At 48.1% G+C, this 22784-nt stretch carries 23 protein-coding genes; 14 read left to right on the top strand and 9 right to left on the bottom strand.

Features of this window, described 5'->3' with window-relative positions; all coding sequences use genetic code 11:
* The first annotated feature begins 78 nt into the window (after positions 1–78).
* The 10 genes from J9253_RS10390 (at position 79) to J9253_RS10345 (ending at position 7075) form a co-directional block, all read left to right on the top strand.
* Positions 79–369: a sll1863 family stress response protein gene (locus J9253_RS10390; RefSeq protein ID WP_210220956.1), complete on the top strand. Its 291-nt coding sequence runs from the start codon at positions 79–81 to the stop codon at positions 367–369.
* Between the two features lie 145 nt (positions 370–514).
* Positions 515–739, top strand: coding sequence for a CsbD family protein (locus J9253_RS10385; RefSeq protein ID WP_210220955.1), 225 nt, complete (start codon positions 515–517; stop codon positions 737–739).
* Positions 740–749: 10 nt separating this feature from the next.
* Positions 750–1070, top strand: a complete 321-nt coding sequence (locus J9253_RS10380) for a hypothetical protein (protein WP_210220954.1) — start codon at positions 750–752, stop codon at positions 1068–1070.
* A gap of 56 nt (positions 1071–1126) precedes the next feature.
* A complete protein-coding gene (locus J9253_RS10375; RefSeq protein WP_228291346.1) occupies positions 1127–2311 on the top strand; it encodes a DUF481 domain-containing protein in 1185 nt (394 codons plus the stop codon).
* 64 nt (positions 2312–2375) lie between these two features.
* Positions 2376–2588: a glycine zipper 2TM domain-containing protein gene (locus J9253_RS10370; RefSeq protein ID WP_210220952.1), complete on the top strand. Its 213-nt coding sequence runs from the start codon at positions 2376–2378 to the stop codon at positions 2586–2588.
* Positions 2589–2734: 146 nt separating this feature from the next.
* The gene (locus tag J9253_RS10365) at positions 2735–3526 is read left to right on the top strand and encodes a transglutaminase-like domain-containing protein (RefSeq protein WP_210220951.1); all 792 of its coding nucleotides are present in this window, start codon (positions 2735–2737) and stop codon (positions 3524–3526) included.
* A gap of 203 nt (positions 3527–3729) precedes the next feature.
* Positions 3730–3879: a CcoQ/FixQ family Cbb3-type cytochrome c oxidase assembly chaperone gene (locus tag J9253_RS10360; protein WP_210220950.1), complete on the top strand. Its 150-nt coding sequence runs from the start codon at positions 3730–3732 to the stop codon at positions 3877–3879.
* Entirely contained in the window at positions 3860–5143 is a 1284-nt protein-coding gene (locus J9253_RS10355) for an efflux RND transporter periplasmic adaptor subunit (protein WP_210220949.1), read from the top strand. Before J9253_RS10360 ends, J9253_RS10355 begins: the two co-directional genes overlap by 20 nt.
* A complete protein-coding gene (locus J9253_RS10350; protein WP_210224484.1) occupies positions 5140–6366 on the top strand; it encodes an ABC transporter permease in 1227 nt (408 codons plus the stop codon). Before J9253_RS10355 ends, J9253_RS10350 begins: the two co-directional genes overlap by 4 nt.
* Positions 6359–7075, top strand: a complete 717-nt coding sequence (locus tag J9253_RS10345) for an ABC transporter ATP-binding protein (protein ID WP_210224483.1) — start codon at positions 6359–6361, stop codon at positions 7073–7075. Before J9253_RS10350 ends, J9253_RS10345 begins: the two co-directional genes overlap by 8 nt.
* Here the strand turns inward: J9253_RS10345 and J9253_RS10340 are convergent.
* From J9253_RS10340 to J9253_RS10325, 4 genes are all read right to left on the bottom strand, one after another.
* Positions 7072–8859 carry an AAA family ATPase gene (locus J9253_RS10340; RefSeq protein ID WP_210224482.1) on the bottom strand — a complete coding sequence of 596 codons (1788 nt, stop codon included), beginning with the start codon at positions 8857–8859 and terminating at the stop codon, positions 7072–7074. The two genes, J9253_RS10345 and J9253_RS10340, sit on opposite strands and share 4 nt — an antisense overlap.
* A 67-nt stretch (positions 8860–8926) precedes the next feature.
* Positions 8927–11338, bottom strand: coding sequence for a DUF262 domain-containing protein (locus tag J9253_RS10335; RefSeq protein ID WP_210224481.1), 2412 nt, complete (start codon positions 11336–11338; stop codon positions 8927–8929).
* Positions 11335–13188, bottom strand: a complete 1854-nt coding sequence (locus J9253_RS10330) for a DUF262 domain-containing protein (RefSeq protein WP_210224480.1) — start codon at positions 13186–13188, stop codon at positions 11335–11337. The genes J9253_RS10335 and J9253_RS10330 overlap by 4 nt, the downstream gene beginning before the upstream one ends.
* Positions 13189–13295: 107 nt before the next feature.
* Positions 13296–15083, bottom strand: coding sequence for an AAA family ATPase (locus J9253_RS10325; RefSeq protein WP_210224479.1), 1788 nt, complete (start codon positions 15081–15083; stop codon positions 13296–13298).
* Positions 15084–15201: 118 nt separating this feature from the next.
* Between J9253_RS10325 and J9253_RS10320 the strand changes: the two genes are divergently transcribed.
* Positions 15202–17736 (top strand): cation-translocating P-type ATPase, encoded by a 2535-nt coding sequence (locus J9253_RS10320; RefSeq protein WP_210224478.1) that lies wholly within the window; start codon positions 15202–15204, stop codon positions 17734–17736.
* Positions 17737–17747: 11 nt separating this feature from the next.
* Here J9253_RS10320 and J9253_RS10315 read toward each other — a convergent pair whose 3' ends face one another.
* Genes J9253_RS10315 through J9253_RS10295 form a run of 5 tightly spaced genes read right to left on the bottom strand, consistent with a single transcriptional unit; the run spans position 17748 to position 20371 of the window.
* Positions 17748–18035, bottom strand: coding sequence for an encapsulin-associated ferritin-like protein (locus J9253_RS10315; protein ID WP_210224477.1), 288 nt, complete (start codon positions 18033–18035; stop codon positions 17748–17750).
* Between the two features lie 3 nt (positions 18036–18038).
* Positions 18039–18380, bottom strand: a complete 342-nt coding sequence (locus tag J9253_RS10310) for a chaperone modulator CbpM (protein WP_228291562.1) — start codon at positions 18378–18380, stop codon at positions 18039–18041.
* Positions 18381–18383: 3 nt separating this feature from the next.
* The gene (locus tag J9253_RS10305; RefSeq protein ID WP_308395521.1) at positions 18384–19295 is read right to left on the bottom strand and encodes a DnaJ C-terminal domain-containing protein; all 912 of its coding nucleotides are present in this window, start codon (positions 19293–19295) and stop codon (positions 18384–18386) included.
* An 18-nt stretch (positions 19296–19313) separates the two neighbouring features.
* Positions 19314–19754 (bottom strand): host attachment protein, encoded by a 441-nt coding sequence (locus J9253_RS10300; RefSeq protein ID WP_210224476.1) that lies wholly within the window; start codon positions 19752–19754, stop codon positions 19314–19316.
* 47 nt (positions 19755–19801) lie between these two features.
* Complete coding sequence (locus J9253_RS10295) at positions 19802–20371, bottom strand: hypothetical protein (protein ID WP_210224475.1); 570 nt, start codon at positions 20369–20371, stop codon at positions 19802–19804.
* 244 nt (positions 20372–20615) lie between these two features.
* Between J9253_RS10295 and J9253_RS10290 the strand changes: the two genes are divergently transcribed.
* The 3 genes from J9253_RS10290 to J9253_RS10280 all read left to right on the top strand — a co-directional run bounded on the left by J9253_RS10290 (position 20616) and on the right by J9253_RS10280 (position 22774).
* Positions 20616–20981, top strand: coding sequence for a hypothetical protein (locus J9253_RS10290; protein WP_210224474.1), 366 nt, complete (start codon positions 20616–20618; stop codon positions 20979–20981).
* Positions 20982–21491: 510 nt separating this feature from the next.
* Positions 21492–21875, top strand: coding sequence for a DUF302 domain-containing protein (locus J9253_RS10285; RefSeq protein ID WP_210224473.1), 384 nt, complete (start codon positions 21492–21494; stop codon positions 21873–21875).
* Positions 21876–21886: 11 nt separating this feature from the next.
* Complete coding sequence (locus J9253_RS10280) at positions 21887–22774, top strand: ADP-polyphosphate phosphotransferase (RefSeq protein ID WP_210224472.1); 888 nt, start codon at positions 21887–21889, stop codon at positions 22772–22774.
* Positions 22775–22784: the final 10 nt, after the last annotated feature.

Raw genomic sequence — 22784 nt, 5'->3', positions numbered from 1 at the left:
AGTAAAAAATATAGCGCCTAATATAGGTATAAGGTTTTTAGAAAAAATTAATATCACCTCCGATAAGGGAAATGCATTATGAATACTAAAGAAGACTATCAACAAAAAGTCGAAGCCGAGTTAGCCTTGGCTCAAGCTAAATTAGCCGAGTTCCAAGCCCATGCCAAAGTAGTGTCAGCCGATACCCGCATCAGCTATAACAAGCAGATGAGTGAACTTGAACAACGGTTTGATGACACCAAAGCCAGATTGAAAGAGCTGGGCGAAGCCAGTGATGGCGCATGGGAGGATCTTAAAGAGGGTGTGGAAACAGCGTGGAATGCGTGGAGTACTTCCGTTCAACATGCTGCCGCCAAGTTCAAAGCCTGATTCTACTCCTCTTCTGATAAGTTTTACTGACAGTCTGGCATATTTAAGGTAACTCACTTATTTCTCCCCTCAAAGAAAAAAGTGGGTTGCCTTACTCTTTAATTTCTATCAAAAAAGCTAACAAGCGCTTTAAAGGATCAACACCATGAATACGAACTATATGTCAGCAAACTGGCATCAAGTGAAAGGCAAAGTGCGCGAGAAATTCGGTAAATTGACTGATGATGATTTACTGGAAATCGGCGGCAAGGTTGAAGTGCTTGTCGGTAAATTACAAGAACGTTATAACTTTAGCCTTGAAGAAGCTGAAGCCGCCATCACTGGCTTAAAAATTGATGCCGAAGGCATGAAGCTCGAAACGAATCTTTAATGGAGTTTTTATGAAAATTAATCTTGTTTTATTTCCCCTGTTAATTGCAGCAACTTTGCTTGGCTGTGACAATGATACTGAAAAGAAGGCAATGGATGCTGCTCACAACGCGAATGAAAGCGTGAAAGATGCCGCACATGAGGCCAAAGAAAACATGCAAGATGCGGCCGATGAGGTTAAGCAGAAAGCAGGTGAAGCCGCCGATGCGATGCGGGAGGAAGCCAATAAAGCTAAAGCCGCCACTTCGGATGCTGTCGGGAATACCGCTGAAAGTATTGCTGAAAAAGCGGCACGAGAAAAACAGGAAGCAGAAGCTGCCTTGAAAAAATAAAGCTCTACGGAACTTCCCGTGATGAGTTTTGGTAGTGACTTATGGATATGAATAAAATGAAAAAATCAATGCTAGCTCTCGGTGTTGCCTCTGCGCTGTTGGGTGCAACTGCGCCTGTTATGGCAGAAGAGGTGACGCTATTCGATTATGAACAACCCACTAGCGCCTATGAAGATGCTTATGTGTCAGGCCGTTTGAATGTGAATAGCGGCAATCAGGATCAAACCAGTCATGATTTGAATCTGGACATGAACTATGAACGGGTTTTCAGCTCGCCTGACCGTGATATTAAAATCAACGGCGATCTGCAAGGCTCTTCCAAGCGTGGCTCTAATGCCGGGGATGCCACTCAGGAAAATTATATTGGCACGGGCGGGGGAAGTATGAACAAATATTTCCAGCCCAATAGTAAAGGTGCTTTCTGGTATGGTGCGGGCGAAGTCGGTGTTAAAAAGGGTGCGGACGACCCGCGTGTGAAAGCGGGTGTCGGTATTGGTTATGGTCGTGTCGTCAATGTTACCCCGATGGCACAAGCGATTCGCATGGTAGAGGCATTGACGGATAAAAAACGCCTGACTGGCAGCTTAACCAAGGCGGAATATAACCAAGTCGCCAATATTATTGCCAAAGAGGCCGAATACCGTACCCAATATGGTGCAGTGGATTACCAGCAATACTGGATGGCCGATATTGAGAAAGTCCTGCAAGCGACAGGTAAAACGGCAGGTGAACTGGGTGCTATTGGCATTCTCAAAGCGCGTGACGTATTGGTGAACGAACGTATTTCCACCCGTAAATACGGCTGGTTAGCGAAAGTGGGCGTGAGTGAAGTCCTCAAGGATTATGATGGCAGTGATACCAAACCCGCTTTGGATGTGGGTGCGGAATATCACCGACCGCTGAGTAATTTGACGCAGTTTTCCAATGAAGCGTCCGCCTCGGCTATTTTGCAAGACAGTGATAAAAGCTATACCGCCAAAAATGCCATGAGCCTGACACACGAATTATCGGATCGCGTGGATTGGTTGAATAGCTGGGCACTGGATTATGACCATAACGATATAACGGATCTGGATACGACCACCAATGCGGTGAGTTCTACCTACCGTTATTACATTAGTAATAAACTGGCATTTGATACGGTAGCTGCTTTATCCAAAGTCAGTGACGACATTGCTGGCAACGGTAATGACGAAATCGACAAGTCATTATTCATGGGCGTTACCTATCGTCTGAAGTGATAGTGATGCTGCCTGAATAATTTGTTTTATCGTTTTCCCTATTAATGGGTATGAGGTATTTGAAATGAAAACGTTACGTAAATTAACTGCTAGTGCAGTGACTCTTACAGTCTTACTGAGTATCGCGGCTTGCGCCGATATGACAACTCGCGAGAAAAATACCGCGATTGGTGCGGGTGTCGGCGCGGTTGCCGGTAGTGCGGTGACAGGTGGATCAACCGTCGGTACTGTCGGCGGTGCAGCCGTCGGTGGGGTCATCGGCAATAGCGTCCGCTAAGGTCGCTACGATTTAAGCAAGGAGACATGCGCTATGCGTAGCAAAGAAAAAGGCAAAATAGGCTGGATATTGCTTTGGCTCGTAGGAATTCCGGTTCCGATCTTGCTAGCGCTGTATTTCCTACGTGGATGCACCTGAGTAACACTATGCGCTTATATACAAGTTGTGATTTGGCGTTCGAGATTCCTACACCGACGCCGTTTGTGCTGATGTTGCGACCCCGCAGTGGTATGCAGCAATGGATTACCCGTGAAGAATATCGCCTCGTGCCCAGTGTACCGGTGTTTGAATTTACTGATAACTACGGCAACCTTTGCCAGCGGTTGGTTGCACCGCCGGGCATTTTCACGGTGTACACCTCGGCCGAAGTAGTGACCGCTGATGAGGTGGATCAAGCACCGGGAGCGCCGTTTGTTGCCGTTCAAGATTTGCCCGATGCGGAACTCAGTTACTTGTTGCCCAGCCGTTACTGTGAATCAGACCGCTTTGGGGAAATGGCAACCGAAATTACCGCAGACCAATTGGTGGGTTACGATCAGGTCGCCGCGATTGTGGCGTGGTTGCGTGCCAATATCCTCTTTGCACCGGGCAGCAGCAATGTTCCAGTGTCGGCGGTGGAAGTTAACATTAAGCAATCGGGTGTTTGCCGCGACTTTGCGCACCTTGGTATTGCGCTGTGCCGCAGCTTGAGCATCCCCGCACGCATGGTAGTGGGGTATCTCTACGAGCTGGAGCCAATGGATTTACACGCTTGGTTTGAAGCCTATGTGGGCGGGCGCTGGTATACATTTGATGCGACGCAAGCTGAGCTAAAAGGCGGCTATGTGGTGCTTGGCTACGGTCGGGATGCGGCGGATGTGGCAGTCTATAATCAGTTTGGTCCTGCGGTACACGCCACCTCTCAGAAAGTTTGCGTGCAGCGCCTCAAAGAAAAGTAGGTTTTTCACATGAAAACGTCATATGCATCTGCTGTGCGGGCAGTCATTATTATGGCTATAGTAGTCGGTATAACAGCGTGTTCCGAGACGCCTGTCCGCGAAGCAGCAGACCAGCGTTGGAAGCCTGCTTCAGCGTGTCCGCTCAACTCTGGTTTTCTGTGGAATCAACCAGATAGCGAATGTTTAATCAAGGAGCAACAACAATGGACAACTGGATATATTACCTGATACCACTAGCTTTCATCGCCGTTGTGGTTTACGTGTATCGCCCAGGGGCAAAAAAAGGCTATCAAAAAGACGCCAAAATCCCGTTTGCAGATGATGACGATAAAAGTGACAAAAGCGCTAAGTAACGTTTCGGCAAAAATCGCCGTTCCCACCATTGCTCCGATTCCCGCCGTCACCAGAGTTCCACTTTATTGGCTGAAAATCGCCATTGCCGTTTTGATTGTGCTACTCCTCAGCGGCTATGTCGCCCGCAATCTGATCTTCGGCACACCCGTTGAAGCCCATGCCGTCATGAAGGGCGAATTGCGCCAAACCGTCGTTGCCAGCGGGCGCGTCACTTGGCCGCAGCGCGTCTCCGTGGCGGCGGAAGTCACCGGGCGTGTTAGTCACATTCCGGTGCAAGAAGGCCAGCAAGTCAAACGCGGGCAATTACTCATCCAGCTCGAAGACAGCACCGACCGCGCCAGCCTCGCGCAAGCAACCACCGCTGTGGCATTGGCCGAAGCCAAGCTGCGCCAGCAACGTGAAGTCAGTCTGCCCACCGCGCAAGAAACACTGCGCCAAGCACAAGCCGATGTCGACCAAACCCGCTTGCAACTCACCCGCATCCGCACGCTCAACAACCAAAAATACATCAGCAAAACCGAACTGGATACCGCCCAGCGCAACCTCGATGTCGCCAACAGCAAACTGGCGGCAGCCCAATTACAAGTACAAAGCAACCAACCCACCGGCAGTGATGCTCTGCTTGCCACAACCGCCTTGGCACAAGCCCGCGCTTCCTTGCAACTCGCACAGGTCAAGTTGGCGCAAGATACTATCCTCGCGCCCGCTGACGGCACGCTGATCAGCCGCAGCATCGAACCGGGCGATATTGCCAGCGCAGGCAAAGCCTTGATGGTGTTGGCGGCGCAAGGCGAAACCCAGATCGAAGTGCAAATCGACGAAAAGAACCTCGCCAAACTCGCCCTCGGGCAAGCCGCGTTGAGCTCCGCCGATGCCTTCCCCCAACAACGTTTTAATGCCGAAGTCGCCTACATCAACCCCGGCGTAGATGCCACACGCGGCGCAGTAGAAGTAAAGCTGCGCGTCAAAGACCCGCCGGATTATTTGCGCCAAGACATGACCGTTTCAGTCGACATAGAAACTGCCCAAAAGCCTGACGCACTGGTGATTCCCACCGGGGCATTACGGGAGGCCAGCAGTGATGCGCCGTGGGTGCTGGTGGTGCGCAATAACCGCACTGTCCACCAAACCGTCACACTGGGCTTGCGCGGCGACGAAAACGTGGAAGTGTTAAGCGGTCTAGCCGCAGGCGAACCCGTGATTCTGGCAAGCACCCCTCTGATCAAAGCTGACCAGCACGTGCGGGTGACATTGCCGCCATGAATACTGTCTTCCCGTTTGAATGGATTCTGGCGATTCGCTTCATGCGTGAAGCCCGGATGCAAACCTTGCTGATCATGTCCGGTGTGGCGCTCGGTGTATCGGTGATTGTGTTTATCTCTGCCCTGATTAGCGGCCTGCAAACCAATCTGTTTCGCCGCACGCTGGATTTTCAGGCGCAAATCGTGATTCTGCCCCCCAAAGAAGTGTCCCGCCCCTTGCACAAAGCGGGGGAAGGGATGCTCGCCACGCTGGTACAACCACGGGCGCAACGCTTGCAGTCGGTCGACCAATGGCAAACCGTACTCGCCCAAGTAGCTAAAATGGACGGGGTTAGCGTGGTCGCTCCGGTGGTAGCGGGGGCGGGTTTTATCGTGCGCGGCGAAGCTAACAAAGCCGTCGGCTTGACCGGTATTGAACCCGAAACCTACCTGCAACTTATTGCCCTCAATAGCAAAATCATCGCAGGCACAGCCAATATCACTGGCACGGACATCTTGGTCGGTATGGATTTGGCGAAAGACTTGGGCGTGTGGACAGGCGATAAACTCAATTTGCAAACCGCTTCCGGCGGCACGGCAACCTTGAGCATTCGCGGCATTTTCGATTTCGGCAATAGCGGGATGAATTCACGTTCGGTGTACATCGCGTTGCGTACTGCGCAAAGCCTGCTCGATTTGGCGGGCGGTGTCACCAGTGTCGAAGTTAATCTGGAAGCGCCGTTTACAGCGGAAACCGTGGCGCAAACCATTCAGGCGCAAACCGGCTTGAAGGTCGACAGTTGGATTGCCACCAACGCGCAATTCTTTAGCGCATTGGAGGCACAGTCCATGTCTAACACCGTGATTCGCTTTTTCGTGGGGCTGACTGCCGCCTTGGGTATCGCTAGTGTACTGGTGGTGTCAGTGGTGCAGAAATCTAAAGCGATTGGCATCTTGCGGGCAACGGGCACGTCGCGGCAGCAAATTTTGCGGCTGTTTTTACTGCAAGGCGCGTTGACGGGCTTGATGGGTTCGCTGTTAGGTGCGGGGGTCGGTTGGCTGTTTTTAAATGCGTGGCGCAAGATTGCGGTTAACGCCGATGGTACCCAATTGTTCCCGATTACGTTTGACCCGATGCTGTTTGTGTACGCAGCCGTGGGCGCAACATTGGTGGGAACACTGGCCGCGCTGTTCCCGGCATTGCAGGCGGCGCGGCTTGACCCGGCGGTGGCGATTCGTGGCTGACCTTAACGCCATTACCCTGCAACTTAAGGGTATCCGTAAAGCCTACAATATCGGTTTGCCTGCTGAAACCGAAGTGCTGCACGGGCTGGATTTGACCATTGAACGTGGCGAATTTGTTGCGCTGATTGGCCCTTCGGGGTCGGGCAAAAGCACGCTGCTAAACTTGATTGGTTTGCTCGACAAACCCACTGCGGGGGAGCTGTTCATCACCGGGCAGGCGACTAGCCACTTGCAGGATCGTGAACTCACGTTGCTGCGTGCCAAAGCCATCGGCTTTGTGTTCCAGTTCCACAATTTACTGTCTGAATTCACCGCGCTGGAAAACGTGATGTTGCCCATGCTCGCCGCTCGTGGTCGTCCCGATGAGGCGATGCGCTTACGCGCTGCGGAGCTGATTGAGCAAGTAGGGCTGAGTAAAGTGGGCAGGCACATGAGCAATGATTTGTCGGGTGGGCAACAACAGCGCGTTGCCATTGCCCGTGCGTTGGTGATGCAACCTGCGCTGGTGCTCGCCGACGAACCCACTGGCAACCTCGACACCCAATCTGCCGATAACGTGTTTGATTTGCTGCGCCGCGTGAATGCAGCCAGCGATACCAGCTTTTTAATCGTCACCCACGACCCGCGTTTGGCGCAGCGTTGCGACCGCATTATTGAGTTGGTGGACGGGCGCATTGATTCGGATAAAGCCAATAGCGTCGAACGTTAGCACGCTTCCCATAGCACCCGCTCAAAACCCAGTGCGACTACTGCCAGACAATGCAGACGTTCTGGCTGCTGGTATTTGGTTTCCAATGCCTGCCGGTAATCCCGCAACTGGGTCAACGCTGCCTGCATCGCTGCCTGTACCACGGGCAATGCTGCCAAGGTTTCACGGGATTGATTGCGCACTTGTTCTGCGGTGAGTTTGGCATCTGCCAGCGACACGTATTTGAATTCCAGCACAATGTCTTTCAGCAGCGGAAAACGCCGCATATTGGGGCGAATAATCATCAGCAGATCGGAATAACGCCGCTGGATCACCGCTTCCGAATCCATGATGTAATACAGATCGTTGAACAACAGTGTCATGAAGGCGGTTTTCACCGTGAGTTCGTTACTCCAGCGGTAATCACGGTTGCTGAACACGGCGAAATATTTGTTCTCGACGAATTCGACGACGGGTTGTAAGTCAGCCGTTTGGTAGAAGTCTTCTGCCAGATGTTGCGCGGTTTGCTGGTCTTCAAAGCGTGGTAGGGTTTGCTCTTTGAGTTGCTCCACGTATAAACCACGGATCACCAGATTGGGAATGGCCAGTACCAGCCGCCCCATGCCATCCACATCCGCTATCGTCAACACCCCGAAAAAGTACAATAGCGAAAGCATGTAGCTCGGATCGTGTTGCACCCGCTGCAATTGCTCAACTCCGAAACGGGTTTCCAGTTGTCGCAGGGGCGTGGTGCGGGTTTCATCCAGAATTTGGTCAATCACGGCTGCACCCACCGGCAGGTTAGCAATGTAACGGATACGCCCCGCATCCATGGCCAAATTACCGTCGAGCATTTGGTCGGGCAGTTGGGCTTTTTTCTGGTAATGGCGTAAAGCGTAAAAACACAAGGTCGGGTTATACACCGTGGCTTGCGTCAAATCTTTACAGAAGCGGTAGCCATTGTAAAAGCGGCGCAAGGTTTCCATCACCTCGGTGACGTGTGTTTCGGCTAAACCATGCCCGTGCATAATCTGTTGCACAAGCCCCTGTAATTCCACTTCGGGGATGCCACAAAGTGCGTTGAAGTCTTCATCCAGATAAATACTGGTGGCGACGTTATAACCGCTGGTCATGTCGCTCAAGACCACGGGGGAAACGCCGGTGATGAATACCCGTGAAATTTTGCTCTCGGAAGCACTGGCCTTGATCACTTTGAACAAGGTTTTCAACACGCCTTCGCCTTCCAGCAGGTCGTGATAACGTACCCGATCATGCGGGTCACTGGTGAGGATTTCATTGGCGAAATTGTCGTATTCGTCGATCAACAGGTAGAGAGTATGCCCGCTGTTTTTCACACTGTTGGTTAAAGAATCAAAACTCGCCAACGCATCTTCTGGATAAACCGTGATCGGAAACTGGAGGATTGCCTGATACTTTTGCGCAAAACCCTTGATGCACTCGTTCAGATGGCGGAATAGGTTGCCAGTAATGGCGGCAAGATCACCCTGAGCCGACACTTTGGAAAAATCCCAACGCAGGATCAGGTACTGGTTATGTTCGGCGGTAGGATTTTTGCCAATGGCAAGGTCGCCAAACAGTGCTGGAAATTCATCGGCGGTGTGGCGGTCGTAGTAATTCGCCAGCGTTGACAACAGCAGGGATTTCCCGAAACGACGCGGGCGTAGGAATACCAACTGATCCCCAGCGGCTTCTATCGCCGGGATGTGGGCAGTGCGGTCAAGGTACAACATACCTTGGGAGCGAATTCGCTGGAAATCACTGATACCGTAAGGAAATTGGATCATAGCGTGGCAACATTTTGGTTGGGGTATGCAGAGAGTTTAGCACGGGCTGCCACAAGGCTTAGGTCATTCATGCAACACCCTCCGCACAACCATCAACCACTTTATTTTTATCCAATGGATTGTCTAGCTGATATAATTCGCAAATAAAAGCAACGGCAACTTCGATCATGTCCATTTTTTCTGTTGGTTTGAGCCATGCCTTTCCAGCTTCTATTTGAATATTAGGAAGATTGGTAATCAACCAACAGTCGATGAAACATGTATTGTTATGAGTAGGAATGTCAGTAATCTCTACCCTCCAGCCATTTTCTTCACAGAATAATTTTATATCATCTTCTTTCAAGCATAATGGATTCTCTTCATTGCCTGAAGAAAATGTTTTGCTCTCATCAATATGCTTATTAACTATAGATTTAACCGTTCTAGCATACGGATTCACATGTTCTGCACTTGATCTAATTCCTGAGAAATCTTGCACTCTAAATCCATATTTATTTTTCCAAGCAAATATATTTTTATAACGCCCTCCCGCACAAGTCATCCAACTATATTTTATAAAGTAATATTTCCACTCTAGCTCTCCTTCACGATCACATGAATTAATATAATTATTTATTAAATCATCAAGCGATAAATTATTTTTGCAGCATTCACTCAAATACTTTACCAAGAAATCTTTATTTTCGTTATTGGTGTTCTTTGCAAGAATAACATTCCAATTATTTTTAATCCCAAAAAACCACAAACCGCCTAAATTAGAAGATCCACCTGCCCAGGTGCTATAATTGCTAACTACCAAAAATCCTCTTACAATTCGCGAACAGTTTTGACTCCATATCTCATTAAATGCTTTTACACGTTTTTGAAAAGTTACAATGAATTCACTACTGAAGCTTTCTTCTATTTCTGGCATGAAGTTATGAATAGCTCCCTTAACTTCAAGATGATCTTCAAGCTTAAAGATAGCCTCCCTCAATTCTGGATATTGTGTTATCAATTTAGCTTTCTTAATTTCAGAATGAATAGAATACAACTGCTCATTATTAATCAAGAAATTTTCATGAGGTTCATTTTCTAGTATTCTGTAAACATTTCCATCACAAGTTAGGCTACGCATGACATTAATGCAATTATACATTTTTTCATCATTTAAATCTGAGAAAAACGAAATGCCAGATTGTTTTCTTACTCTAACTAGTAAATTCCTGACAACACGAACTAAATCATGTAAGTGATCATCACCTAGCTTTTTTTCATCAAAGTCATGATATACATAATTTATTATTGCAAACAAAATTAACTTGCTTTGATGATCAATTCTTTCTGTCCCCTTTTCTGTTTTCATGACTTTAGCAAGAAGATCAAAGTTCTTTGTAAATAAAGAAACTTTTCCTTCTTGATGTTCATAGGATAAAACACCATCAATTAAAGACTTTATTATTTTTATTTTATTTAAAATCTTGAAAAGATAGTGAATATTTCCTAGATTACCATCATACACTTCGTCAACAACAGCATAATCAATATCTGGATCACCATCATGATCATATTTGAAATTATGTATCTTTAATTTCCCACTATTGCTTTTTAAAAAATTGCCACTTTTAAAATAAAGCATTTCAGTGATATACCAAAAGAAACGCATGAATGACTTATCAATCGTCAAGTATTTAAGATCACAAATTTCTTTTTCTTCAACATATTCCCAAAGATTTTCAACCCAATCAGTTTCAATCTTATTTGAAAAATAGTCTTTTAGAAAATACTTCTTTGGATTTTCTTCAAATGTTTCTTTTTTTAATTTATCAGATAAAAGTAGCTTTTCAAATTTTGACTTAAAATTTTCAAACGGTGTTAATGGAACACCTCTCGCATTCATTTTTATATATAAATCATCGGTTAACTTGAAATCATCAAGATTTATAAAATCGAATGTTAGCTTGTTAATATTTACTAAAGAATCAATTTTTCCACAGAATTTCTCATGGATTGCATCCAGTATTACTAACATCGCCGATACTGTTGGGTCATGTTCCCAAGATGAAAAAAACCATGTGCAATCTTTGATTTTTTCACTAAGGTTTTTCTTAGATGTATTTTCTACTGTTATACTTCCAATACTATCAACCAGTGCTGCTATGAAATCTGTGGAACTTATTCTTGTTTCGTATCGAAATTTTGTTAGCCTATTCTTTTCATTATCATTCAAATAGTTATTTCTCGCTGCCACATACCAATGTAACAAGAATAACGTTGTTAAACGTTGTTGGCCATCTAAGGGAGTAAATATGAGCAGTTTCTCGTCAACAGAACCGTATATAAAATCAAGATGTAGACCAGTGTTAATATTTTTATCTACATCAGACAATAGTTCCCTCCTGATGTTTCCTTCTGCTGCTGATTTCCTCCCTTGAGCATAATCACGCTGAATCATAGGAATCGTAATGGTATATTTTTCAATAAGCTCACAAAAATTCATTTATTTTCACCTTCTTCAATCAGCAAAGACTCTTCTAAATTTTTCTTAATAGCTTTTAAATAAGAATCTGCATCAGATTTACTCCAAAAATAAAATTGAGAAGGATAGTTAGTAAAGTACTTAAGAAACACATGACGAGTACAGGGAGGAATAAAAACATTATTCTTATTCAAATCCATTTCAATAATTTTTTGACGTTTTACTGCAAAAATCGAATTACTCAGTGCTGTATTTGAACGACCATCTAACAATGCAAGATTTTCGATGCCATCTGATTCAATACCAAACAATGAGAAAACTTGAGCATAAATGCCTAAAAACCTTTTCATGGTTTCACTTTGATAATCTATTTCCTCTTGAATATTTTTATCTTTACGTGCATCATCAATATTTTTAATTTCATTTTTAATTTCGGCAATAATTACTTCGTTAGAGTTTGTGGTATCTTTTTCCAAAAAGAGTAAATGATCTGAAAACCAAATTCGCCACTGCTCTAATTTTTTGAGATGTTCGGACTTCTGTGCATGTATATGCTCTAAACTCCAAGGCGTGCTTTCACAAACACGATTGTAATATCCGAAGGGGAAGCGGTATATTTTATTGTCTTTATATTGAAGAGATGTATATGTCACATTAAACCATAGCAGAATATTTCCAATTAATTTTTTATTATCCTTATCATAATATTTTAACTTATCAATAAAGCTCAAATCCGAATGACTATTCCACAAAGTCTTTTTTATCTCTTCTTTTAGATTTTCTTCAAAGAGAACTTTTGACTTGTTATTACTGTTCAATTTAATCAAATCATGAGTTTTATGTGTTTTTGCAGCAATCATAAAACCAATCAATTGATAAAGTTTATCATCTTCAAACCATTCTTTAAATATCATATATTTATTTTTAATACAACTCCACATAACCTCAATTGGATCTTTTTTAAATCTCTCCTGAAAATAGAAAAACGTGTAAAACTTATCGGAATTAATATACTTATTTTTCTTTTGATTTTTTGCTTCATCTTCATCAGAATCTCTAATCAAATCAAAGATGAATTCGATTCTAGTTGGTGTTTCGCACTTTTCTGTATTCAAGAAATACCAAAAATCATCATCTTGTAGAGCAAGTTCAATCGTATCCCACTCCATAGCTATTTCAAGTTGCTTACGTCTAATCGTTTCCGCATGATCACCAAAGTTCTTTCGTTGCAAGAACAATGCTTTAATAAGTTCTGCATTAGTCAGTTGGATTTTTCCCATATTTAAGCGGGCAAAGACATAATGAGAATCTTCTTCTTTATGATCTTTTCTGTTGACATCGTACCAAATAAATCTAACATTACTCAATAAAACATCGACATTAAACTCATATTTTCCACACCATTTTTCTATGGTTTTGTAAGCGTTAGACATATGTAGAAAATCAACGTTATTTTTCGCTTCAAAATCTGACTTTCTATTGATATTTTTTAGAAAATCAGCACTATTGCACCCTTGTTGCTCTCTAGTTTCATAACGAATTTCAAACTCTTCAAGGTCAATGCAAATGGGGAGTCTTTCTTTGGATAATAAATAACTAAAAATAATGTATATAGTTGTCAGACGTTGTTGACCATCTATAACCTCCCAAAAGCCTTGATAGTCACCATTTTCTGTTTCTTTAACAATTAAAGGTTGTAGACAATAGTAACTGTCTACATTATTTTGGGAGAATTCTAAAATATCATCGAGTAAATCGTTGACCTGACGACACGTCCAGCGGTAGCCACGTTGGTAGGATGGAATTAAGAATTTTTTATTCAATAAATCTTTAACTGGTACAAGTTTATTGTTTTCAATTTGTTCAGACATAGCCCTATTTCCCGTCAAAATGAATTTAGCCTGAACACTTTATCATCAATTAGTGAGTACGCTCAATCATTAGAATTAGTTATCGGGATGCTGGTAACCCTTTCACATCATGACGCTTCCCACAGCACGCGCTCAAACCCCAGTGCCACCACTGCCAGACAATGCAGACGTTCTGGCTGCTGGTATTTGGTTTCCAATGCCTGCCGGTAATCCCGCAACTGGGTCAACGCTGCCTGCATCGCGGTTTGCACCACGGGCAAGGCTGCCAAGGTTTCACGGGATTGATTGCGCACTTGTTCTGCGGTGAGTTTGGCATCTGCCAGCGACACGTATTTGAATTCCAGCACAATGTCTTTTAGCAACGGGAAACGCCGCATATTGGGGCGGATAATCATCAGCAAGTCGGAATAACGTCGCTGCACCACCGCTTCCGAATCCATGATGTAATACAGATCGTTGAACAGCAGTGTCATGAAAGCCGTTTTTACCGTGAGTTCGTTACTCCAGCGGTAATCACGGTTGCTGAACACGGCGAAATATTTGTTCTCGACGAATTCGACCACGGGTTGTAAGTCAGCCGTTTGGTAGAAGTCTTCCGCCAAATGTTGCGCGGTTTGCTGATCTTCAAAGCGCGGCAGGGTTTGTTCTTTGAGTTGCTCCACGTACAAGCCACGGATCACCAGATTGGGAATGGCTAGCACCAGCCGCCCCATGCCATCTACATCCGTTATCGTGAGCACCCCGAAAAAGTACAGCAGCGAAAGCATATAGCTCGGATCGTGTTGCACCCGCTGCAATTGCTCTACCCCGAACCGGGTTTCCAGTTGTCGCAGGGGCGTGGTGCGGGTTTCATCCAGAATCTGGTCAATCACGGCTGCACCCACAGGCAGGTTGGCAATGTAACGGATACGCCCCGCATCCATGGCCAAATTACCGTCGAGCATTTGGTCGGGCAGTTGGGCTTTTTTCTGGTAATGGCGTAAAGCGTAAAAACACAAGGTCGGGTTATACACCGTGGCTTGCGTCAAATCTTTACAGAAGCGGTAGCCATTGTAAAAGCGGCGCAAGGTTTCCATCACCTCGGCGACGTGCGTCTCGGCTAAACCATGCCCGTGTATAATCTGTTGCACAAGCCCCTGTAATTCCACTTCGGGGATGCCACAAAGTGCGTTGAAGTCTTCATCCAGATAAATACTGGTGGCGACATTGTAACCGCTGGTCATGTCGCTCAAGACCACGGGGGAAACGCCCGTGATGAATACGCGTGAAATTTTGCTCTCGGAAGCACTGGCCTTGATCACTTTGAACAAGGTTTTCAACACGCCTTCGCCTTCCAGCAGGTCGTGGTAGCGCACTCGATCACGCGGGTCGCTGGTGAGGATTTCATTGGCGAAATTGTCGTATTCGTCGATCAACAGGTAGAGAGTATGCCCGCTGTTTTTGACTGCGCCTGCCAAGGATTCAAAGGAAGCAATCGCATTATGTGGCAAGATCGTGACGGCAGAGGTCAGGGTGTTGCGGTACTTTTCCACAAACTCCTCTACCGCAGCGTTAATATGCTCAAACAGATTGCGCTTAATTTGTTCAACATCACCTTGCCCCGACACTTTGGAAAAATCCCAACGCAGGATCAGGTATTGGTTACGTTCGGCAGTAGGATTTTTGCCAATGGCAAGACCGCCAAACAGCGCAGGAAATTCATCTGCGGTGTGGCAGTCGTAGTAATTCGCCAGCGTTGACAGCAGCAAAGATTTCCCGAAACGGCGGGGGCGCAGAAAGACCAACTGATCCCCAGCGGCTTCTATCGCCGGGATGTGGGCAGTGCGGTCAAGGTACAACATACCTTGGGAGCGAATTCGCTGGAAATCACTGATACCGTAAGGAAATTGGATCATAGCGTGGCAACATTTTGGTTGAAGTATGCAGATAGTTTAGCATGACCTTGACCGCTTGCCGCTAACAGAGGATAAGAGATGTTAACGGGCAGAATATGCCGGAAATTCGGGATGAGGTATGAAAAAAAATATAACGGGGCTTAGCCAAGCTGAAGCCGCCCGCCGTTTGGCATCTGAAGGCGGCAACCTGCTTCCCGGCAGTACCCCCAAATCCTTGTTCAGCATCGCCTTGAACGTATTCACCGAACCTATGTTCCTGATGCTCTTGGTGGCGGGCGGTATTTACCTCGCGCTGGGGAGTCGTGCCGAAGCTTTGTTCCTGCTCGGTTTCGTGTTCATCATCATCGGCATTACCTTGGCACAAGAGCGCAAGACGCAACGGGCGCTGGAATCCTTGCGTGACCTGTCCGCGCCGCGTGCCTTGGTGATACGTGATGGGCAGGAAATTCGCATTCCGGGGCGCGAAGTGGTGCGCGGCGATGTGCTGGTGCTGCACGAAGGCGACCGCATTCCCGCCGATGCCTTGCTGCTGGACGGGCAGTTGAGCGTGGACGAATCCCTGCTCACGGGCGAAGCCGTGCCCGTCAACAAGTCGTCCGCAGCGGCAGGAACCCGCTTTGCCCAACCCGATGGCGAAAGCACCGCCTCCCTGTATGCCAGCACCGTCGTGACCAAAGGCGTGGGGATGGCGGAAGTATACATGACCGGCATCAATACCGCCGTCGGGCGTATCGGGCAAGCGTTGTCCTCCACACAGGAAGCGCCGTCCGGCTTGCAACAAGCTTCACGTAAACTGATTCTCACCCTGACCATCGTGGGTTTGGCGCTTGCCACATTGCTGGTGTTGCTCGGCTGGTTGTGGGATGGGCGGGCGTTTCTGGATAGTTTGTTGTCCGGCATTGCGCTGGCCATGGCGATTTTGCCGGAAGAAATTCCAGTAATCCTCACCGTGTTTCTGGCTTTGGGTGCATGGCGTATTTCTCGGCAAAAAGTATTAACGCGACGGGTGACAGCCGTTGAAGCTTTGGGCGCAATCACCGTATTGGCGGTGGATAAAACCGGCACGCTCACCCAAAACCGCATGAAGATGGCGGAATTGCTGGTAGCTGGTGAAACCTTCCGCGACGACGGCGCAAACGCTTTGCCCGAAGCCTTCCACGAACTCGCCGAATTCACCCTGTTAGCCACGCCGCTTGACCCTTTCGACCCGATGGAAAAAGCCATTCAAGTGTTCGCGCAGCAATGGTTGAGGGACACGGAACATTGGCATTCGCAAGCGCCGGAATTTCAGTACGATTTGTCGGCGGAAATACTGGCGATGACGCAGGTGTTCTCCAGCACTGAACCCAGCAAACACTTACTGGCGTGCAAAGGTGCGCCTGAAGCGGTGGCGGATTTGTGCCATCTGCCTGCCGCTGAGCGCGACACGATCCAGCAGCAAGTAACCCAAATGGCAGAGCGTGGCTTGCGTGTCTTGGGCGTCGCCAAAGGCCAATGGCAAGGCACTGAGTTGCCGCAAAGCCAGCATGATTTCACCTTTACGTTTCTGGGGCTGGTGGGCTTTGTTGATCCGCCGCGCCCGGAAGTGCCTGCCGCGATTGCCGAATGCCGCGCCGCTGGGGTGCGCATTATCATGATGACCGGCGACCACCCCGCAACAGCTCGGGCGATTGCACAACAGGTCAGCCTGAGCACGCGTTCGGCAGTCATGACAGGCGCGGAAGTCGCCGCACTTAGCGATGCGGAATTGCATGAGCAGTTGCAGCAGGTGGATATATTCACCCGCTTGCAGCCAGAACAAAAACTGCGGCTGGTGCAGGTACTGCAACAAGGTGGCGAAGTGGTCGCCATGACCGGCGATGGCGTCAACGATGCGCCTGCGCTCAAGGCCGCCAATATCGGTATTGCAATGGGCGAACGCGGTACGGATGTTGCTCGCGAAGCCGCCGCGCTGGTGTTGCTGGATGACAGTTTTGCGAGCATTGTCGCGGCAATCCGCCAAGGGCGGCGCATTTACGACAATATCACCAAGGCAACCGCGTTCACCTTTGCGGTACACATGCCGATTATTGTGCTGGCACTGATTCCGGCCTTGTTGCATTGGCCGTTGTTGTTGTTGCCCATGCACATTGTGTTGCTGGAATTGCTGATTGACCCTGCCTGTTCGATTGTATTTGAGGCCGAACCGGAAGCCAGCGGCATCATGACCCGCCCACCGCGCCAACTAACGGATTCGCCGTTTGCTTTTAGCACGCTGCTTTATCCGCTGCTGCAAGGCATCGGTGTGGCGGAAGTGTTGCTGTTTGGGCATTGGCTGCTGGATGGTCAAGGTTTCAATGCGGCGGAAATGCGCGGTGTTATCTTCATCGGTCTGGTGCTGGGTTTATGCTTGCTCATCCTTGCCAACCGCAATGTATCGAAATCGGTACTGCATGGCATCACGGGTGGGAATCCGTGGATTGCGGGGATATTTGGGGCAGTCGTGGTGTTGCTAAGCGTGGTATTTACCGTGCCTTTCCTGCGCGACATTATGGGGTTTACCGCGATGGGTGCACCCCAGTTGCTGGCTGGTTTTGCCTTGCTGTTGGGGATTGGCGTATGGCTGGAAATCTTGCGCTGGGTCAGTGGCCATGTCAGGGGCTACAACCCCTGACATTCAGGCGTTTACGGGTGCGCGATGGGTTTGTCGGTGAACAGGTAATCCTTGAGTTCCTTGGAAAACCTCGGGTCTTTGCGCCGAATCCATTCCAGCACCATCGAGGCGTGTTCCTTTTCCTCGTCACGATTGTGTTCCAGAATGGCTTTGAGTTCTGGATCTTTGCAGGCATCCGCCCGCTGGTTATACCAGTCGACCGCTTCCAGCTCTTCCATTAGCGAAACAATGGCGCGGTGCATATCGCGGGTTGCATCCGACAGTTCTTCGATGGGTTCGTGATAACCGACACTCGACATTTTCTACTCCTTAACATCCATTAAAATTTGCTGAATAGGCTTGAGATTGTGACGCAATACCTTGATTTCATCCAGTAATTCCACCGCTAATGCTGCGCCCGCCAGATTCACGCCCAAATCTTGCTGAAGGTGGATCACGGTACGCACCCGTACCACACTTTCCCCGGCAAATTGCCATTGGGTGGTGGTTTGCTGGTAGTCGAGGGGTTCAATAATGCCCTCGTCCACCATTTGCAGCAGTTCTTCCGCAGGCAATGCGCAGGTACGGCACAGATCTTCCAGCGAAAACAGCGCGTCTTCTTCGAGAATAATGCCTGCCAGTGCTTCCAGTTTGCTTGTTTTCATCACTTACACTCCCATTCCGGCGCGTGGATTGAAGGTTCGTTCCTGTGCCAATTCACTGTACAAAGCCTTGGCCTTGTCGCTGAGGGTATCCGGTAGCACGACTTTCAGCGTGACGTAAAAATTGCCCGGTGACTGCGCTGGAATACCGCGCCCTTTCAGGCGTAACTTGCGCCCGCTGGATGAACTCGCCGGAATCTTCATGTCTACCGACCCATCCGGGGTGGGGATTTTGACACTGCCGCCCAGCGCGGCTTCCCACGGGGTAATGGGCAATTCCAGATACACATCGAGTTCCTCAACGCGGTACAGTGAATGCGGGTTAAAGGCAATTTCCAGATACAAATCACCCGCGCTGCCACCCCCGACGCCGGGATTGCCTTGCCCTTGCAGACGGATATGCTGGCCTTGCTTAACCCCTTTGGGAATTTTGATATTCAGGGTACGCTCTTGCAAGAAGGGGCGACCATCCGCACCGCGTTCGGTGGTTCGCATAGTCAAGCTGCGGGTAGCGCCGTGATAAGCATCTTCCAGATCAATCGACACCTTGGCGTAACTGTCTTCACCGTTGGCTTGATACGCCCGACTACCTGCACGCGCTCTTTGCGCAAACAGGTCGGCAAGGAAATCATCAAAGTCGGCGGAGCGCCCCGCACCCGCATTGCCACCCGGCGGCGGGCGGGAATGGCGCTGGGCTTTCAGGTCTTCGCCCAATTGGTCATAGGCAGCACGTTTTTCCGGGTCTTTCAGCACTTCGTAGGCTTCGCCCACTTCCTTGAACTGTTCCTCGGCGTTGCTTTCCTTGCTGATGTCAGGGTGGTATTTGCGCGCCAGCTTGCGGTAAACACGCTTGATGTCATCCTGCGTGGCTTCTTTGGTCAGCCCGAGAACTTTGTAGTAATCCTTGTATTCCATCATGCTCCCCCTGGCATTTCATTACATAAAATCAGGCAGATGGGTGCGGATGTCTTCCACCGCATGTTGGGTAAGGTCTTTATCCAGCGTATCCGCAATCAACTGCGTCACACCGTTGCTGAAATGCCCGCGCAACAAGCCAAGGAAATGCGGCGAAGCGATGATATACAACTTGCCATAACGGTTGGCATTGCGCATTTCTTCTAGATAGTTGCTCAATTCAAGCGCAAATGCTTCGGCTTGTTGCTCTTTTATATCGGTGGGTGGTTCCACCGCATGACGACCTTGCCCCTGCGAATCAAATACACTCGAAGGTGAATCGGTTTCCAGATCGCGCCCATGTAAACGTGAGCTGGGGTGAACCCTGTCTTCCAGCTCAATAAGCGGAGCATTGGCGTTTAAGGGTGCGACGCTAAAAAAACGCGCCCGTGCTGCATTGGCAACAATAATCCATACAATCATGATGTTAACTCCTAATATTACTAAAATAGCGCACTTAACTCTTTCATTTACGGGTAAGAACGTATTTTCCATGCTACAAAAACCAGCACTAATACGATTAATACAACAGCCACTAACACGATGATCCACAGAAACTGCCAGACATAAGCAGCCATGAGCAGTGTCAACAGCAACAGCGCACCCACCACATGCAGTTTCCACGACACCAGCATCCCGTCGACAAACGTAGCGAAGGTCAACATGAGTAACACCAGCAAACCCGTCGTGCTAACGTTGATGCGTCCTGCATCCCGCAGCCAATAAATTACCACCACAGCGACCAATGCCGCACCCCACAAAACAGCTTGCTGGTACAAGAATTTGCTAGTTTCCAATAATCCTAGTTTTTTTGAGCGCCACATACCCCACGCGGTGGTCATCAGTGCCAGAAATACCAGCATGTAGCTCCAGTAGCTGTAGGCACTGTCTGCGCGGTAATTGGTAATGCCCACGCCTAACAGGGCAAGAAAAACGATGCCGATAAACAGCACAGTATCCACTTTCAAAACTTGTTTAAACGTAGTGCTCGGTTCTACCACCGGCAAATTAGCAGGAGGCTCAGGAATAGCAGTGTCCATCACTTTCTCCATTTAATGGTTATTATAGTGCGAAATAGGTTAATTTTATTAAAATAGACAACTTCTGTATATAAGAATGACAGAAGCTTGCAACATAAGCAAATTTAGCGCCTAATGAAAATAGATTTAGTTTTTATGGTTATCTAAAAAATCCTCTGGCATTTTAATGTAAAAATCTATGTGTTTTTATCATGACTCATAGAGCATCATTATGCTCAAAAATACCGTTCAAAAAGGTGTTGTTATGTCGAATCTTGGACCAAAAAATGAAAGACTGTTGTACCACTCGGTTGAAGGCGTATCGCTGACAGAAATTCACCAGCGGGTGAAGCAGAATGCTGCATCCCTGAATGTTATCCCCAGCGCAGAAGTGCTTGAGGTAGTGGAGACCCTGTTCAAGCATTATCAGGCAAATACTGACAATGACCAGTGTGAGGATGTCCACGCTGATGCGCGTTTCCTTGATCAGGCGTTTGCCCATAAAGGTGGCAGCAAGTATCTGGAAGAGCTGTTTCCAACAGGGCAGGGCGTCATTCACACCATTCATGCTTTGGCGGGTTTATCCCAACTGCAAATGGATGTCGACAAAGGCATTGGCACGGCTTTCTGATAAGCACTGTCTCTGGACAGGTACCTTGCTGAGAATGTGACCCCGTTCATCGTAGGTGTAAATCATCGCTCCTCTCCGTACATGGACGACAGCAGAAGTATGCCCCACCAGCCCGTCATTGGGGGAGCATCCTGTGGATGAGAGTGACGTGGTTTGTTTGAGATTTTCATCATAAACATAAACCAGCGTTCCGTGCTGTACTGCATTTCCGATTGCCATGTTAAGTTCCTCTCAAGTGGTTTGATAATATTTTTACTAGTCATTTCTTAAGGCGGAGACGGCATGATATATAACACATGTGACACTGCTATTTAAGCATGGTTAACTAAATTTAATGTATTGCGTTATTGCAACAGGTGTTGGAATAAACTCACAGTTTCTCTCGTCAATCCAGGTGTTGCTACACGAGTAAATAGAGCGCCATAATAGAAGCTGCGTAACCTTGTTAAATAACCACTGTGGCAGTGGATACGTTTTTATTAATCCGACTCATAATAATTCAGGTGCTTTATGTATTATATCGTTGAAACCCCAAAATCCTTCAGTCAAGCATCGACAGACCTTGAAGCAGCCGTCATCCGGCATGGCTTTGGGGTGCTACATGTACACGATTTGGGAAACACACTGCGCAGCAAAGGCATGGCTTTTGAAGACGAATGCAAGGTGTTTGAAGTCTGCAATCCCGGTCAGGCCGCCAAAGTATTAGCCATCGACATGCGCCTGAACATGGCCTTGCCTTGTCGTATTTCCGTGTTTACGGAGCATGGCGCAACCAAAATCGGCATGATCAAGCCCGCGCCAATGCTGGAATCGCTATCCCAGGATGCTGCGCTCGTGCAAGTTGCCCGAGAGGTTGAGGAAAAGACCATCCAGATGATTGACGAGGCAAAATAAGCGAGGGAAACATGAAAATTGACCCAAAGGATTTTCGGGTAAAGGAAGGCGAATCAGTCGACCTCAAAAAGTGGCCAACGTTGGTAAAGCCAGCCTACAAGTCGAAGGAGCAGTACCACGAACTCCTCGACGAGCAGGTGAGTGAACTCAGCGACCTGCAACGCCTGCTCTACGCTTCCAACCGTTACTCCGTATTGCTGATCTTTCAGGCGATGGACGCGGCAGGTAAGGATGGCGCGATCCGGCATGTGATGTCTGGCATCAATCCGCAAGGTTGTCAGGTGTTTAGCTTCAAGCACCCCAGCGCCGAAGAACTGGATCACGACTTTTTGTGGCGTACCACGCAAGCACTGCCAGAACGCGGGCGCATCGGCATCTTTAACCGCTCTTACTATGAAGAAGTGCTGATCGTGCGGGTGCATCCAGAAATTCTGCTCGGCGAAGGGCTGCCCGATGAGGTGCTCAACGAGGAAACGATCTGGCAAGAGCGCTACCGTTCCATCACGGATCTGGAGCACCATCTGCACCGCAACGGTACTCGCATCATCAAGTTTTTCCTGCATCTGTCCAAGGAAGAGCAGCGCCAGCGCTTCCTTGCGCGTATCGACGAACCCGACAAAAACTGGAAATTCAGCCTTGCCGACATTGTGGAGCGGAAATTCTGGAAACAGTATCAGCAAGCCTATGCTTCATGCCTGAGTGCAACCAGTACAAAAAATGCACCGTGGTATGTGGTTCCAGCGGATGACAAGAAAAACGCCCGGCTGATTGTGTCCCGCATCCTTCTGGAGACCTTCAAGGCGCTTGACATGCACTACCCCGAAACCGATGCCAAACGCCAACAGGAATTGCTGTCGATCCGCCAACAACTGATGACGGAAGCGCCGGATGACGACTGAACACTAAGGA

This window comes from Thiothrix litoralis (assembly GCF_017901135.1).
GTDB lineage: Bacteria > Pseudomonadota > Gammaproteobacteria > Thiotrichales > Thiotrichaceae > Thiothrix > Thiothrix litoralis.
Note: the sequence above shows the minus strand (reverse complement) of the source record. Positions and strands in the feature narration are given on the sequence as shown.